The following is a 16,289-nucleotide window of genomic DNA, read 5'->3' as shown; positions in this document are numbered from 1 at the left end:
GCGTCATAGATTTTACCGCTGGCGGAGATGCCCGTCACCGCCAGCGCGGCCTGCGTGATGTTGGCGGACAGGCCGGTCGGCTGGACGATGACGTAGTTGGCAGCATCGGTGCCGGCCAGCGTGTAACCGGAGACGGTCACGGGTTTGCTGGTGCCGACATTCTTGTTGGCGAAGACGCCGGTGCCGGTGCCGAAGACGCTGACGACATCGCTACCAAGGGCATTCACGCTGGCGCTGCCGGACAGGAGCGCAGCGGCGCTGGCGTTGTAGGTCTTGCTGTTGGCGCTCACACCGGTGACGACGAGGCTGGCCTGGCTGATGGTCGCGGTCCTGGCGTCCAGGCCATTGATGGCATACAGGCCGGCGTTGGCGCCGGTCAGGGAGACACCGGCGACGGTGGTTGCCTTGTTGACGCCTGCATTCTTGTCGGTGAAGCTGGCGATGGGGCTTGTGGCAGAGATTGTGACGCCCGACGGCAAGGTTTTGAGCGACGTCGGCACCCCGCTCAGGGTTGCCGCGGTGCTGCCATCATAGGTCTTGTTGGCGACGGTGGCGACCACGTTGACCAGCATATAAGTGCTGAGGTTGGCGTTCTGGATGAGGTTATACGAATTGCTGTCATCCATCAGCGCGGCGAAATTGGTGGGCGTGCCGTAACTGCTGGGGTTGTAATAGATCCGCACGAAGCCGACGCCGTTGCCGTAGGTGCCGGAACTGCCGCCCATTATCACGGTGCCGACCCCGGTGCCGGTATTGTCAGCGCGCAGGATCATATTTCCGGTGCCGCCGCTGGCGTCCAGGTTCGCGGTGCCGCGCAGTTCGATGTTGCGGTAGGCGGACAGCGTCAGCGTGGTGCTGCCGCCCCAGACATAGTTGCCCTCCTGGGAACTGGTGAACCCGATCAGCGCGCCGGTGGCGAGGATGATGTCGCCGTTGCCCGACTGGCCCGGGCTGCACACATTCATGCCGGTGCAGGAGACGCTGGGGCCGGTCTTGATGGTCACGTCGTTGGTGGTAAGCGCCTGGGTGACCTGCTGGCCGGTGATGTCGCCGTCATTCGGATTGAAGCCGCCGATGGTCAGGTCTTGCGGGTCGAGCAGCCATTCGCCGACCTTGCCCTGCGGCGCCAGCGTATTAACCCTGGCATCGGCGCCAACCTTGAGCACCTTGCCCGAGGTTTCCACCTTGCCGCCGTCGCCGCCGGCCGCCCCGCCACGGGCACTGATGCCGCCGTCGAACTGCGTGGTGCCGTCCGACCAGACCGCCACGCGGCCGCCCTGGCCCGCACTGATGGCATCGGCCAGCACGCTGGCGCCTGCCGCCACCGTGGTGTTCTGGGCATTCCTCTCCGGGCCGCTGCCGAGGAAATTGCCACCGACCAGCGCCGTGCCGCCGCCGGCGTCGCCCGCCACGTCGATTTTGCCGGTGGCGGCCAGGCTGGCTTGCTGACCCAGCACCTTGACCGTGCCGCCGGTTTCCCCCGCGTTCTTGCCGGATGCGTCGAGCGTGCCGCTGTTGCTCACCGTACTGTTCTGGCCGCCGTCGAGCACGATGGTGCCGTTCAGTTCGCGCACGCTGCGCGCCTCGATCACGCCGGTGTTGTTGACCACGCTGGCCAGCACGGCATCCCTGGCGCCGGCCGACAGCACCACAGCGCCGCCGCTTGCACGGATCAAGCCGCCATTTTCGGCCAGGTTGTCGAGCGTGCCCTGGTTCACCTGTAAATTGAGCAGACGCTCGCCGGCAAACGAGAGCGTGACGTCGCTGCCGGCGCCCAGCGCGACGTGTCCGGCCGGCGTGCTGATGCTGCCCTGGTTGCTGACGTGCTTGCCGATGAAGGCGACATAGCCGCCGTCCGGCGTGCTGATGCTGCCCTGGTTGACGATGCTGCCGCTGCCGGTGCCATTGAAGCGGCGCGCGGCGCTGCTTCTGGCCTGGTCGTCGATGTTGAGCGTGGACGCCACCAGGCCGCCGACGTTGACCTGGGCGCTGGCCCCGAACAGCACGCCATTCGGATTAATCAGCCAGACCTGGCCGTTGGCGTTGAGCTTGCCAAAAAACTGCGTCGCGCTGGTGTCGGTGATGCGGTTGACGGCGATGGCGCTGCGCGACGGCTGCACGAAGTTGACCGTCTCGGCGGCGTTGGTATTGAAGCTGTCCCACTGCAGCGACAGATTCTGGCTGGACTGGTTGATGGTGGTGGTGCTGCCGGACTGGTTGATGGTACCGGTGCCGTTGGTTACTTGCCCGCCGCCCGGTCCGGCGTACGCCAGCGGGGCCGCGGCCAGCAAGGCAGCGCTGCATAACAACTTGCGGCTGGCGCGCTTGCCGCACCCGCGCGAGGTTTCGGCAACGGCGACCCAGCTCTGTTGCACGTGGCTCCAGACCAGCCGGAAAATTCTGTTCATCGATGCGTGGCGGTGCATGAAATACCTCTTCTGTCTATGAATCAGGGTGCGGCGTAGCGGGCCAGATGGTCGGTAACCCGCCGGTCCAGTTCGGGTTGCCATTGTTCGGGCATCACCGTCATCACCAGCGCGTCTATGCGGGCGATGTCGGCCAGTTCTTGCTGGTTGCTGGTGCGGGCGCGGGCAGCGTGGCTCCACATATAAACCTTGGCCAGGTCATGCGGTTCCAGCGCGCCGGTGTCCGGATTAATCGGTGCATTGGCGTACAGGATCGCCGTCGGCAGGTAAGCGGGTGCGTAGCCTTCCATGGCCGCGTGTTCGAGCCAGAACCTGGCCTGCGCCAGGTCGGCGGGGCCGCCTTCGCCTGCGCTCAGCATCATGCCCAGAGCAACTTGTGCGCCGTGGTGGTGGCGCTGGGCCGCCTGGTCGTACCAGAAGCGCGCGTGCGGCAGCGTGGCGGCGGCCTGGTAATACGCGCCCAGTTTCAGCATGGCAGGCACCGATTCGGCCTGGGCCGCCCTGGTGCACAGCGCCAGTCCCTGTGCCACATCGCGCGGCACGATTGCGCCATCGAGGTAGAGTTCGCCGGCCGCGCAGTCGGCATACGCGATACCGGCTGCGGCGGCCTTGCGATACCACGCGACTGCGGCCGCGCCATCAATTGCGCGCCCGACGCCCCGGGCCAGGCAGTCGCCCAGGAATTGCTGGGCAGCGGGAATGTGACCATGCGCGGCCTGGTCGAACCAGGCGCAGGCGGCGACCGGGTCGGCGGGGCGCCCCCAACCTTGCTGCTCGAACAGCCCCAGGTTGAACTGCGCCAGTGGATTGGTGGTGGCATGGCGTTTGTAGGCCCGGTATGCCTGCGCATAGTTGTGCGTTGCCAACGCGCGCTCGGCTTGCATCAGCGCCGGGCGCAGGTCGCGCGACGCTGCTGGCCCGTGCACCTGTGCAAACAGGAACAGCAAACCGGTTAATAGCAGCGTACGCATGCGTCTGTCCGGGTTGCGCCGTCAATTACCCGAAGGATAAATACCGCTGTAGGCGATGTAGTAGGGCAGGACCAGATAGGGCGGCATGGTGGGCACGGCGACGCCGGCGCCGACGCTGCCGGACGTGCCGTTGGCCACGCCGGCGCCGGTGACCGTGGTGCTTGCGTTGCCCGTGATGGTCACCGGCGCGGTCGTGCCGGTCTTCACCGTGAGCGCCAGCTCGCCGTCGATGGCGCCGGCGTTCAAAGTCGCATCCGGCGTGGCCGTGTTCGAATAGATATTGCTCGAGCCGCCACCGGATTTGCCCAGGTAGTTACCCGCCGGCGACGACTGGCCGTTCGATGTCGAGGCTGCCTTGATGGTCAGCCCCGTGGCGGGCCCCTTGATGACGACACCGGACAGGTTGGCGGTTGCGGCCAGGCTGGTCAGCGTGGTGGTGGCCTGCAAATTGGTCAGCGTGACCGGCAGGTTGGCGATCGGTACCGCATGCGGCGGCAACTGGGCCACCGTGAGCTGCATGCTGGCGCTGCCGCCATTCGCGCCCACGGTGCGTGTGGCGTCGCGCGGATCGAAGCCGACGACGACCTTGCCGCGCAGGTCAGGCAGGTTGAAGGTGGTGCTGCCATTCCCGCCAAACGTGGTGCCGAGCAGGGAATACAGGGCAGCGTACTGGCTCACTGCCAGGCTCTGGCCCTGGGCCAGCATGTAGGTGTTGTTCATGGTCTGCAGGCGGCTGCCGGGGTTCAGGCCCATGAGGCAGACGCTGGCGATCAGCGGCTCGGCGGCGCAGGCGTGGGTAACGGGGCTCCAGGCGCCCATCGTCAGGCCGGACAGCAGTACAGCAAGTGCGCGGGGTGGTTTGGACAGACCATTCATGTGCGTCTCCTGGCAAGGGACAGTCATTGAAGTTAGCAGTATCACTTTTACCGTTTTCAATCATAGTCATGAACCAGGGCGCCAGTCCATTCCAATTTGCATGAACGGCGAAATCTGTTGCGCTGGGGCCATAACGTCACACATCACGCGGCGCCGTGGCGACCAGAACGGTGGCGAAGCGCTGGGCGCATCGGCAATACCAAATCGTCAATGTGAGTACTACGCGCAACATCAAGATTTGAGTTGAGCGGAATCAATATTGGCCAGCGTGTTGAGTGTGAGCATATTTCCTCAAATCAAAACTTGGCCGGAGCGTGCGCGTGGAGGATCTGTTGTCCTACTACGAACGCGAACTCGGCATCTTCGCGCTTACTTGCGCAAGTTCGCACAACGCTATCCCAGGACCGCGGGCAATCTGCTCATCGCCGGCGAAAATTCGAAAGATCCGCATATCGAACGCCTGATTCAGTCGTTTGCCTTGTTGACGGCGCGAGTCGCGAAACGGCTCGACAGCGACTACCCGCAGTTCACCGAGTCGATGCTGGAAAGCCTGTATCCGCATCATTTGCGGCCCATGCCGTCCTATTCGATCGTGCAGTTGAGTAGCGCAGGAGGCGCCGATGGCGACACGGTGTCCGTGCTGGCGCGTCGGAGCGCGCTTCTTTCCGCGCCTGTCCATGGTGTCACTTGCCGCTTCGAAACCGTCTACGACGTCATTTTGCTACCGTTGGCAATCAGGACGTTTTCATTCAGCCCGTACGGCGACGAGCCTGCACTGAATGCATGGCTGCCTCCCGGCGCGAGCGCGGCGCTCAAGCTGACCATTGCAGTGAGCGATCAGATGCCCGACTGGAAGCGCAGAATGCCGTCGCGCCTGCGCCTGTTTGTCAATGCGGAACCGTCGCTGCGCGCGACGCTGCTCGATACGCTGCTGATGCGCACCACCCGCGTGTTCATCCAGGCCGATCGTGCCGCTGCATGGAAGCCGCTGGCGAACTCGCCGTTCAGTTTGGCGGGATTGGACGAACAGGACGCCATGTTGCCGTTCGGTGCACGCTCCAATCCGGCGTTCCGGCGGTCCGGCGTTCCGGCGGTCCGGCGTTCCGGCTGCTGACCGAATACTTTTGCTATCCCGAAAAATTCAATTTTCTGGATCTGGACCTGCAAGCCATTGTGGCCAGCTTGCCGGCACAGTGCCAGTCCTTCACGCTGCATGTCGCCCTGTCCGATGTGGCGCCCGATTCGAATGAAGCACGCTTGCTCGCTTCCATCTCTCCCGACCATCTGATGCTGGGGTGCACCCCGGTCATCAATCTGTTCGACAAGGCGGGTGTGCCATTTCAGATCACGCACACCAGCCCGGACTACGCGCTCCTTGCTGACAGCTCGCTAGCGTCCCGCTACGACATCTACAGCGTGAACGCCGTCCGGCTGGTCCGTGAAACCGCAACCGGCACCACGATCACCGAATTTGCCCCGCTGTACGCTGTCAAACACGATGCCCCAGGCGAAGACGCCAAGGGGTGCTACTGGCTGACCAGGCGCGACGAGGCCGTGGCCGCCATCAGCCCGGGGCACGAGACCAGAATCACGCTGATCGATCCAGATTCGATCGCGGGCGGCGGCGGCACGGCAACCGTGGCGACGCAACTGCGCTGTACCAACCGTGACCTGCCATCCCGGATGCAGTTCGGCCACCCGGGCGGCGACCTGCGCTGCGAATCGGTGCCGGCGACAACCACCATTCGCCTGCTGCGCAAACCAAGTCCGACCTACCGTTTCACCAACGGGAACGGCGCGCATTGGCGCCTGATCGCCCATCTCACGCTGAATTTTTCAACGCTGACCCGCGCCGGCGTGGGCGATTTGCAGGAGATGCTGTCCTTGTACGATCTGCCGCAATCGGCCAGTTCGGGGCGCCAGATCCGCGGCATCGTCGGGCTTGAAAGCGGGACGGTGCGGGCCTGGATGCCGACCCTGCCGGCCGCCTCGCTGATGGCCGGAATCGGGATTCGCATGACGCTCGATGAACAGGCCTTTGCCGGCAGTGGCCTGGTCATTTTTGCGAGCGTGATGGATCGCTATTTCGCACTCAACCGGCAGCTCAACTGTTTTACCCAGCTGGAAATTGTCTCGGCCCAAAGCGGAAAGGAGATCATGAAATGCACACCACGCTGCCACGACGAACTGTAATCGGCCAGTTGCGCGAGGAACCGTACCGGTTTGAGTTTTTTCAGGCGGTGCGCCTGCCGGTCGAGTGGCTGGGACTGCAGGGCATCAGGCCTGAACCAGCTTTGACGGAGCAGCTGTTTTTTGAAAATAGCCTGGCGCTGTCGTTTCCCCCGGCCCAACTCGCCGGGCTGGAATTTGCGGCAGATGAATCGCCGCAAATTCGCATCACGCCCGCCTTCATGGGGTTTCTTGGCGCCAGCGGTACGCTGCCGCACCATTACACCGAGGATCGGCAACTATCAGTGGGGCACGAAGGATGCCGCGCCGCGCGCTTTTCTCGACATGTTCTCGAATCGCACCCTGGCGCAGTTCTACAGCGCCTGGCGCAAGCATCGGATCGAGCTCCCGGACAGTACCGGCAAGGACGGCTTTCTGCCGCTCCTGCTCAGCCTGGCAGGGTTTCAGCGTGGCGCGGGCGCGGGGCCCGAAGCGGTGATTGGCGACGAGCTCATCGCGCAGTATGCCGGCGTCACGATGCAGCGTCCGCTGCCGCCGGGCGTGCTGGGCAGAATGATGGCCGACTACCTGGGCGTGCCCCTGAGGATCGATGAGTCAACCGGTGGGTGGATCGCCCTCAGGCAATCGGAACAGTGTTCGTTGGGCGGGCGCAATACCGATCTTGGCAGCAATACGCTGTTGGGCGATCGCAGCTGGCGCCCCGATCTGCATGCCCATATCTGTATCGGGCCACTGAACAGGACCGCGTTCGACCAGCTGTTGCCAGGGGGCGAGCGGGCGCGCGCACTTGCGCAACTGCTGCGCCTGTTCGGCAACCCCACCGTTTCCTGCGCTGTGCGGCTGACTCTGAAGGCGCAGGACATTCCGCCGCTGTGCCTCGCTGGTGGCGCCACGCCCCCGGCAAGGCTTGGACAGGACAGTTTTCTCATCGATACGCCAGATGGCCGCGAACGCTGCGACCGCAGCGACATGGTCTACCACATCAGGCTGCTGGAACCCTTGCCGCCTCTGCCTGTTGCTGGAGCCTCCCTATGAACCAGTTCCAGGGCAATACCGCCGCATTGCGCGACTTTGCCACCGAGCGCCAGGACACGCGCCTGTTGCGCCTGCGCTTTCCAAAAGGCGATGCGCCGGCCGGTGCGCTGATGCTTGCCAACACGCTCGATGCGGATGAGGGCCTTGCGCGCGATTTCGTCTGGACCGTGGGCGTGCTGTCCGACAGCACGACGATCCGGCATGAAGATGTACTCGGCAAAATGGTGTGTATCGAGCTGGTGCGCGAAGATGCCACGCGGCGTTTTTTTAATGGCTACGTCACCGGCTTCCGCTTGCTGGGCACGGACGGCGGCTTTGTTTCCTACGAAATGACGGTCGGCCCATGGCTGGCATTTCTGCGGCTGCGCCAGGACAACGCTGCCTTTCATGAAATCAACGGGATCGATATGACCGACAAGGGCTTCGATCAGTACCTTCGGCGCGACTGGCGTCACCGGCTGACGGGCCAGGACCCGCTGGTCACCTACACCTGCCAGAAGGATTTGTCTTTAAGCGCGAGGATAATGACAACTTTTCGCTGACCTGGCGCGACGGCAGCCGCGACACGTTTGCGCGCGGCGCCGACGGCTATTTGCCGCATGGGTACGATGGCGTGAACCCCATGCTGGATGCAGGCGCACCGCTTCGCGCCGAGCGTTTCGTGCTGGTGCGCAGCGCTGCGCGCGACGGTAGCGCAATCACTGTTATGTCTTGGCCGGACGCGCTGCCCGGCGAACTGCTGCTGCGCATCACGACTGACGCTGGCAACGTGGTCGAGGCGATGCGCGAAGAATCGCCTGCGCAAACGATCGATGACAACGCTGCCTTACCTGGACGAGCGCGCATCGGCCGCGTGGAAGAGCTGCTGGACGAAGGCACCCGCATCTGCCATGTCCGCTACTGCTATGAACCTGATCCCGGGCACGGCCACAACCTGGTCAGTCAAACCAATGTGCTGGGCGACACCCGCAGCTACACCTACCATCACCACCTGCTGACGGGCTGCACCAGTTACACGGGATTTCTCCAGGTAGTTGAATGGATCAGTCTGGCGGCCCTGCGCGCGCGCTGGTCCGGCAGTGTACTGGATGACGTCGAGCTGGCGGCCACCTACCCGATCACGCGCGACAACAGCTACCAGGCGCGGGCCATCGCCAGCCGCGCTGCCGATGGCAGCGAGGGCCCCGGCATTACATTGACGTACCTGGACATCGACACCACGCGCGTGCGTGAAAACGGCGATGTGCTTGACTACACGTTCGACCGCAACTGGCTGGTGACCCGCGTCAGCCGGATCACGGGCGGCGAATCGAAGCGGCTGGGCACGCGCGAATGGGACAGCAACGGCATGCTGCTGGCCGACACCGACACCGACAGCCTGGGCCGCGCCACGCGTTTTCGCTACGACGCAGCGGGGAACGTGACGAGCAGCACCGACAGCGCCGGCCACACCACACATATCGCCTATGACGAAGCCAATCAGCCGGTATGCATCACCGATCCGATGGGCAATGTCAGCCGGCGCAGCCATGACGCGGCCGGGCGGCTGGCGAGCGTGACGAATGCGCTCGGCCATACGTCCTCGTTCCGCTATGACGACAAAGGGCAACTGGTTGAGCAGATCGATGCAAAGGGCGGCGTGAATCGCTTCGAGTACGACAGGGCCGGTCGCCTGCGCACGTCGATCGACTGCTCCGGGCGCGCCACCAAATATCACTACGACGAACGGGGCAGGATAGCGGCGGTCATTCATGCAGAAGCTGCGCCGGGCCAGCAGATCCGCTATTTTTACGATGCGCTCGGCCGTCTCACGAAACTCACGCGGCCCGACGGCACATCGGAAACCTACACCTACGATGCAGACGACAATCTGCTGACCCACACCGATGCCCTGGGTCACCAGACCCGCTACCGCTACAACGGCCAAGGCCTGCTGATCGAGCGGATCGACGCCCTCGGCCAGGCCGTGCGCTACCGCTACGACACGGCCTTGCGGCTGGTCGAACTGGCGAACGCCAAGGACGAGCGCTATCTGCTTGCCTACGACGCGGATGGCGCGTTGACGTCCGAAGCCGGTTTTGACGGCAAGGTCACCAGCTATACCTACGATCAAGCGGGCCAGCTGACGGCAAGCGAATGCGCAGGGCAGCGCACCGACCTGATCCGCGATACGCGCGGCCAATTGGTCGCCAAGATCAACGCCGATGGCATGGTGCGATTCGCTTACCACGAACTGGGACGGATGGTGGCGGTTGCGGCCCCGCAGGCCGAGCATCGGTTCGCCTACGACCCGCTGGGGCAGCTGATCGAGGAGCGTGCTGCCTACTATCTGGTGTCGCCGCCGGTAGCGCCACCAGTCGATGGCAGCCGCGTGCCGGATGCGGCGTTTGTCATGACGCACACCTACGACGAGCTGGGGAATCGTATCTCCACCACGCTGCCGAACGGGCGCCGCGTCGATACGCTGCGCTACGGCAGCGGTCATTGGCACAGTACGCTTTGGCAGGGCAAGGCGATTGTCGACGTCGAGCGGGACAAGCTGCACCGCGAAACGAAACGCCAGATGGGGCGTGGCGCTGAAGCGGAGCGGATGGTAGCGCTGCGGGCATACGATCCGCAATCGCGCGTGAGCACCATGACGCTGACTGCGCCTGCTGGCGGGTCATCCACGCGCACATTGCGCGAGCGGCGCTTTGCTTACGACGCGGATGGTAATTTGCTGTCGATCGATCAGCGGGCAGATGGGTACGCTGGCGCGGCGCGCACTTTCACGTATACCTACGACCCGGTTGGCCAGTTGCTGTCAGCGGTGCAGCCTGGCTTGACTGAAACGTTCGTGTTCGACCCTGCGGGCAATCTGCTGGACCCCGGGCTGGCGCAGGCTGCTGGCGCGCAAATGTCGACCCCTGCTGCGCCTTCCAGCAATGTGCCCAGGCTCCCACTTGTCACTGCCAATCTGCTCAAGTCCTTGGGCGGACACAGTTATCGCTACGATGCGCAAGGCAACGTGGTAGCCAAGCACTCTGCAGCTTGCGCTTCGGGAAATGGCTCTCCTGCCAGCGAGATGGCGTTCGAATATGACGCCGATAACCGGCTGCGCCGCAGTGTACGCACCGAGCATGTTCTCCGCCATAAAGCCGAGTATTTCTACGACGCGTTTGGCCGGCGGATCGCAAAGCGTGTCGTTGCCGAGACGTGGCTCCATACCAAGCGGACCGAGAGCGAAGTACCGGACGGCATCACAACGACAACCACGCAATTTGTATGGGATGGTGACTTTCTCGCACAAGAGCTGTCATTAGATGACACCATCACCTACCTGTGCGAGCCAGATAGCTTTGTGCCCATGGCACGCGTCGCTTCGCGCGGGGGATATGGCAGATTGGCGTGCGCTCAGATATCCCCGCTGGAGCCCGGCGGGGATATCTGCGTCTCAGCAACTGATATCAATATCGGCTTGTGTGTTCACCTTTGGCCCGTCGAGCAGTGGATGCTTCCCAGGCACGCATGCGTGGGCAAGCTTGCCGGGCGAGAAAATCGTGACAGCCCTACCGCAGATGTTTACGAAGCGGAACCGGGATATTGGAAGGTCGACGCAAACCCTGCGATGCCAAATGACCGTATTGACTACTATAACTGCGACCACCTTGGCTCTGCACGCGAACTGCTCGACGAGACCGGCAGCGTGGTTTGGGCAGGACGGACTTCCGCCTGGGGCGAATAGTTGTCGAAATTCCGGGAAAAATTACCGCTCGATCCGCGACGAAAATTTTCTGAAATGGTTCAAGAATGTCACATTGCGGGACCTGAGCCCGTGCCACCCAAGGATAAATCGTGAGAGATTTTCATCGTGTGACTGGTGTGTCGTTACTACTTTGCGGTACGTTACTTTTATTATCATGTAGCGCCGCAGATCAAGGTTCTCTAGATAAGGTTGAATCATGTGCGACTGAAAATTACGAGCGCGTAAGTCGGATACGTAGCCGGCTGGAGGAGGGTAAGCAATTCCTACAGGAGGGTGAAAACAGGTTAGCAATCGAGCAGTTCAGAATTGGTATAGAGAGAATGGGTTACGACTATATTTTGCCCGACACAATTGATGACACCGGTCTGCGATTTAGCCTGGCTGGCGTAGAGGAACATAAATCAAATTTCTCCGGCGCTGCACATCTGCTAAGTAGTGTGCTGGAAACCAGAATAAGGCTATGTGAAGAAAAATTTGACCATTACCATCCCCGGGTGAGATTTTTTCGGGCAGAACGGAAGTTGAATGGGACATGAAATGCAACTACGGCTAGCGCGATTTTCTATGAGAGTTGAAATCAGTTTACTCAAAACGGCATGGAGCGCTCCTTCTTGATTCAGCGATTGGGGATTATCTAAGACATTCAGTCAAATTTTTTGCGCAATCCTTGCGATGGGGGAAATCCTGATGCGTAGGCAATGGCTGCTCAAGGAGTCTTGACAACTAATCCGTCTACTTCACGCTCGACGGCATTATATTAATAAAATTGAAGTCCCAATGAATGGGAGCGTCCATGGCAGAATTTGAAGAGCTAAAAAATCTTCTCCGACAACCTAGAAAAAGCGGCTATGTCGCTTTCCTTTATAATTGGCAACGAATTCAAAATAATAGAACCTGCGATCCGTCGCCTGATTTCTTGTTGCAGGCTCAAGAAGTAATTGGATGGATCAGGGTGAAGATAGTTGCTGATGATATATAGAATCGTGTTGACGTCATCGGAAGACTTCATTTCATCGACGCGAGGCACTTGCCGGTTTTATTGGCAGCCCGCTAATGCATCATGAATCCAGTCGACGCAAACTGGCTACCAGGTGCGAAGCGCGTTCACCCAATTTGATGTCCGGTCGTGCCGAATTTTGGTTCGCATGGAACACCAGTACGGGCCAGCGTTGCAAGTTGGGTCAAGAAATTCGATATGTCAGCCGCAACGCCTGACTTTGCAGTAATCTGTGCCTGACCTTGTCCCTTGCACAACCTTGACCAGCATTGGAGCCACGATGTCCACGCCTCCCGCACCCGGCGCCGCGCCGGCGCTGAAACAAACCCTGAACACCCTGCAACTGTGGGGCATCGCCGTCGGACTGGTGATCTCCGGCGAATATTTCGGCTGGAGTTACGGCTGGGCGTCGGCCGGCACGCTGGGGTTCACGGTGACGGCGCTGTTCATCGCTGCGATGTACACGACGTTTATCTTCAGCTTCACCGAATTGACGACATCAATGCCGCACGCCGGCGGCCCGTTCGCCTACAGCAAGGCGGCGTTCGGCCCGACGGGCGGCTACCTCGCCGGGGCGGCCACGCTGATCGAGTTCGTGTTCGCGCCGCCCGCCATCGCGCTGGCCATCGGCGCCTACCTGAACGTGCAGTTTCCAGGTCTCGATCCGAAGCTGGCGGCGGTGGGTGCCTATCTCGTGTTCATGACCCTGAATATCGTCGGCGTGCAGATTGCGGCCACGTTCGAGTTGCTGATCACGATACTGGCCATTTTTGAATTGCTGGTGTTCATGGGCGTGGTGTCTCCCGCGTTTTCGATGGCCCATTTCGTCAAGGGCGGCTGGGCCGGCGCGGACCATTTTTCGCTGGCGGCGGTGCCGGGCATGTTCGCCGCGATCCCGTTTGCGATCTGGTTTTTCCTGGCCATCGAAGGCGTGGCCATGGCTGCCGAAGAAGCAAAGGACCCGCGCCGCTCGATTCCGGTGGCATACATCACGGGCATCCTGACCCTGGTGGCGCTGGCGGTGGGCGTGATGGTGTTCGCCGGCGGCGCCGGCGACTGGACCACGCTGGCCAATATCAACGACCCGCTGCCGCAGGCAATGAAACGCATCGTCGGGGAGAACAGCAACTGGTTGCACATGCTGGTCTGGCTCGGCCTGTTCGGCCTGATCGCCTCGTTCCACGGCATCATTCTCGGCTACTCGCGCCAGATTTTCGCGCTGGCGCGGGAAGCCTACCTGCCGGTTTATTTCAGCAAGATCCACCCGCGCTTTCGCACGCCGCAGCGCGCCATCCTGGCCGGTGGCGCGATCGGCATCGCGGCCATCTACAGCGACAACCTGATCAAACTGGGCGGGCAGACGCTGACGGCGAATATCGTCACCATGTCCGTGTTCGGCGCAATCACGATGTACATCGTCAGCATGGCCAGCCTGTTCAAATTACGCAGCATCGCACCGGACATGGTGCGCCCGTTCCGCGCGCCGCTGTATCCGTTTTTTCCGGCCTTCGCATTGGCCAGCGCGCTGGTCTGCATGGGCACCATGATCTGGTACAACGCCCTGATCTTCGCCGTGTTCGCCGCCTTCCTGGCGCTCGGTTATGGCTATTTCAGACTGACGGGGCAGGCACGCCTGGCAATGGCACGCGCGTAACCAGCACGGTGGCGATGCGCCGCTCCAATACGGTTAGTACTTCAAAGCGCAGGTCGTCCACTTCCAGACTGTCGCCCACGACCGGCAACGTGTTGAAACGCTCCAGCAGGAAACCGGCCAGTGAGGAATAGTCGGCGTCCGGCGACACCAGGGCGTCGCTGTGCAGCACCTGCTGGAGGTAATGCAGGTCGGCGCTGCCGTCGATTTTCCATTGATCGCCGCCGAGGACTTCCACGACCGACTGCTCGTCTTCATCGGGAAACTCCCCGGCAATCGCTTCCAGGATATCGATCGGCGTGACCAGGCCCTGGATGGTGCCGTATTCGTCCGCGATGAGCACCAGCTGGCCCTGCGCGTGCTTGAGGGTCTCCATGATGCGCAATACCCCGGCCGTTTCCGGCATGATGATCGCGGGGCGCACGCGGGTGAGGTCGATCGCGCCGGTCGTCGCCAGGTCGGCGATCATTTCCTTGGCGCGGCCGACGCCGATGATTTCGTCGAGCTGGCCGCGGCACACCGGGAAAAAGCTGTGCGGCGTCTCCAGAATGCGCTGGCGGATGGCCTCGGGGCTGGCCTGCACGTCAATCCAGGTCACGTCCGAGCGCGTCGTCATGACAGAGCGGATCGAGCGGCGCGACAGGCTGAGCACGCCGCTGACCATATTCCGTTCCTCGCTGTCGAAGGCGGACGGCTCCTGCGCCCCGGCGTCGCCGTCCGCGTCCTGGCGGATTTCGGCCCGCGAACGGTTGCCCAGCAGGCGCAGGACGGCGCCGGCCGTGCGCTCGCGTAGCGGCACATGCGCGTCCCGTTTCGCAAAGTTCTTCTGCACCAGCTGGTTGAAGAACTCGATGACCACCGAGAAGCCGATGGCCGCATACAGATAGCCTTTCGGAATATGGAAGCCCAATCCTTCGGCCATCAGCGACAGGCCGATCATCAGCAGGAAGCTCAGGCACAGCACGACGACGGTCGGGTGCAGGTTGACGAAGCGGGTGAGCGGCTTGGAGGCCGTGATCATCACCGCCATCGAGATGATGACGGCGGCCACCATCACGCCCAGTTGGTCGACCATGCCCACCGCCGTGATCACCGAATCGAGCGAGAACACGGCGTCGAGCACGATGATCTGCGCGATCACCGCACCCAGGCTGGCATACACGCGCGGGCCGCTCTGGACGTGGATTTTGCCCTCGACCCGTTCGTGCAGTTCCATTGTGGCTTTGAACAGCAGGAAGACGCCGCCCAGCAGCAGGATCAGGTCGCGCCCCGATATGGCCTTGCCCATCACCGCGAACAGCGGCTCGGTGAGCGTGACCACCCACGAAATCATCGTGAGCAGGCCGAGGCGCATCAGCATGGCCAGCGTCAGGCCGATCAGGCGCGCCTTGTCACGCTGGTGGGGCGGCACTTTCTCGGCCAGTATCGCGATGAAAATCAGGTTGTCGATACCGAGAACGATTTCGAGTACCACCAGGGTCAATAAGCCTACCCAGATATTCGGGTCCGACAACCATTCCATCATCGCGTGACTGTGCCTTTAAAAGTTGGGTTACTCGCGACTGCCGCCACCGATGCCCAGCAAGGCCAGCAGGTTTGAGAAAATGTTGAAGACGCTCAGGTAAATGCTCAGGGTAGCGGTGATGTAATTGGTTTCACCGCCGTTCACGATGCGTTGTACATCGTACAGGATGTACGCCGAAAAAATGGCGATGGCCATGACGGAGATGACAATCGACAGCGCCGACATGCCGAGGAAGATGTTCGCGATCGAGGCCAGGATCAGCACCACGACGCCGGCCATCAGCCATTTCCCCATGGCGGAAAAATCGCGCTTCGACACGGTGGCGATACTCGCCATCACGGCCAGGATGGATGCGGTGCCGCCGAACGCGGTCATGATCAAGGTGCCGCCGTTGGCAAAGCCGAGCGTGCGGGTCAGGATCGGCGTGAGCATCAGGCCCATGAAAAACGTAAAACCCATCAGGACGGCAATGCCGGCGCCGGACTGTTTGGTTTTCTCGATGGCCCAGATGAAGCCGAAGGCCACCGCCAGGAACAGCACCATGCCGAACACGCCGCCAGGCAGCGCGAAGCCGGTCGAGACGCCGACCAGGGCGCCGAGCACGGTCGGGATCATGGACAGGGCAAGCAGCCAGTAGGTATTGCGCAGCACGCGGTGACGGACGGCTGGCACGCCGCCGGTTTGGCTGTAGGTCGATTGCAGGTTTGCGCTCATGGCGAAACTCCTTTTCAGCTAGGACGGACAGCAGAACACGACGGTTCGCTGCTGGACGCAACGCGCATCCAATCTGCATACTGTATGACGAATCTTAAGAAGGTGTTAACAAGTAAAGACGATACGGTCTCTGCCTCGTTAATGTTATCGTGGAAATAT

13 protein-coding genes and 1 pseudogene are annotated in these 16,289 nt (G+C 62.0%); 9 read left to right on the top strand and 5 right to left on the bottom strand.

Annotation, left to right across the window (positions count from 1 at the left end; all coding sequences use genetic code 11):
- From V6M87_RS20410 to V6M87_RS20400, 3 genes are all read right to left on the bottom strand, one after another.
- A partial coding sequence (locus V6M87_RS20410; protein WP_332878499.1) for a two-partner secretion domain-containing protein occupies window positions 1-2,426 on the bottom strand: 2,426 nt, incomplete at its 3' end.
- Between the two features lie 23 nt (window positions 2,427-2,449).
- Window positions 2,450-3,397 carry a tetratricopeptide repeat protein gene (locus V6M87_RS20405; protein ID WP_332878498.1) on the bottom strand — a complete coding sequence of 316 codons (948 nt, stop codon included), beginning with the start codon at window positions 3,395-3,397 and terminating at the stop codon, window positions 2,450-2,452.
- 21 nt (window positions 3,398-3,418) lie between these two features.
- Complete coding sequence (locus V6M87_RS20400; protein WP_332878497.1) at window positions 3,419-4,273, bottom strand: phage tail protein; 855 nt, start codon at window positions 4,271-4,273, stop codon at window positions 3,419-3,421.
- Window positions 4,274-4,646: 373 nt separating this feature from the next.
- Here V6M87_RS20400 and V6M87_RS20395 point away from each other — a divergent pair, with 373 nt between their 5' ends.
- The 9 genes and pseudogenes from V6M87_RS20395 (at window position 4,647) to eat (ending at window position 13,894) form a co-directional block, all read left to right on the top strand.
- On the top strand, window positions 4,647-5,387 hold the full coding sequence (locus tag V6M87_RS20395) for a type VI secretion system baseplate subunit TssF (protein ID WP_332878496.1): 741 nt from the start codon (window positions 4,647-4,649) through the stop codon (window positions 5,385-5,387).
- Entirely contained in the window at window positions 5,291-6,466 is a 1,176-nt protein-coding gene (tssF, locus tag V6M87_RS20390) for a type VI secretion system baseplate subunit TssF (RefSeq protein WP_332878502.1), read from the top strand. Before V6M87_RS20395 ends, tssF begins: the two co-directional genes overlap by 97 nt.
- Window positions 6,436-6,675: pseudogene (locus V6M87_RS27295) on the top strand (type VI secretion system baseplate subunit TssG); the annotation flags it as partial. The gene tssF and the pseudogene V6M87_RS27295, both read left to right, overlap by 31 nt.
- On the top strand, window positions 6,650-7,498 hold the full coding sequence (gene tssG / locus V6M87_RS20385; RefSeq protein ID WP_332878495.1) for a type VI secretion system baseplate subunit TssG: 849 nt from the start codon (window positions 6,650-6,652) through the stop codon (window positions 7,496-7,498). The pseudogene V6M87_RS27295 and the gene tssG, both read left to right, overlap by 26 nt.
- Complete coding sequence (locus V6M87_RS20380) at window positions 7,495-8,040, top strand: contractile injection system protein, VgrG/Pvc8 family (protein ID WP_332878494.1); 546 nt, start codon at window positions 7,495-7,497, stop codon at window positions 8,038-8,040. Before tssG ends, V6M87_RS20380 begins: the two co-directional genes overlap by 4 nt.
- Before the next feature lie 80 nt (window positions 8,041-8,120).
- Complete coding sequence (locus V6M87_RS20375; protein ID WP_332878493.1) at window positions 8,121-11,222, top strand: RHS domain-containing protein; 3,102 nt, start codon at window positions 8,121-8,123, stop codon at window positions 11,220-11,222.
- A gap of 110 nt (window positions 11,223-11,332) precedes the next feature.
- Window positions 11,333-11,779: a hypothetical protein gene (locus tag V6M87_RS20370; protein ID WP_332878492.1), complete on the top strand. Its 447-nt coding sequence runs from the start codon at window positions 11,333-11,335 to the stop codon at window positions 11,777-11,779.
- Window positions 11,780-12,036: 257 nt separating this feature from the next.
- The gene (locus V6M87_RS20365; protein ID WP_332878491.1) at window positions 12,037-12,222 is read left to right on the top strand and encodes a hypothetical protein; all 186 of its coding nucleotides are present in this window, start codon (window positions 12,037-12,039) and stop codon (window positions 12,220-12,222) included.
- A gap of 298 nt (window positions 12,223-12,520) precedes the next feature.
- A complete protein-coding gene (eat, locus tag V6M87_RS20360) occupies window positions 12,521-13,894 on the top strand; it encodes an ethanolamine permease (RefSeq protein WP_332878490.1) in 1,374 nt (457 codons plus the stop codon).
- On the opposite strand, the gene V6M87_RS20355 is transcribed toward eat, so the two are convergent.
- Together V6M87_RS20355 and V6M87_RS20350 are read right to left on the bottom strand one after the other, a co-directional pair.
- Window positions 13,851-15,413, bottom strand: a complete 1,563-nt coding sequence (locus tag V6M87_RS20355) for a TerC family protein (protein ID WP_332878501.1) — start codon at window positions 15,411-15,413, stop codon at window positions 13,851-13,853. The genes eat and V6M87_RS20355 overlap by 44 nt on opposite strands.
- Window positions 15,414-15,443: 30 nt before the next feature.
- Complete coding sequence (locus V6M87_RS20350) at window positions 15,444-16,130, bottom strand: Bax inhibitor-1 family protein (protein ID WP_332878489.1); 687 nt, start codon at window positions 16,128-16,130, stop codon at window positions 15,444-15,446.
- Window positions 16,131-16,289: the final 159 nt, after the last annotated feature.

Origin of the sequence: Massilia sp. S19_KUP03_FR1, assembly GCF_036688685.1 — a bacterium.
In the GTDB taxonomy this organism is placed as follows: domain Bacteria; phylum Pseudomonadota; class Gammaproteobacteria; order Burkholderiales; family Burkholderiaceae_D; genus JALYUM01.
Note: the sequence above shows the minus strand (reverse complement) of the source record. Positions and strands in the feature narration are given on the sequence as shown.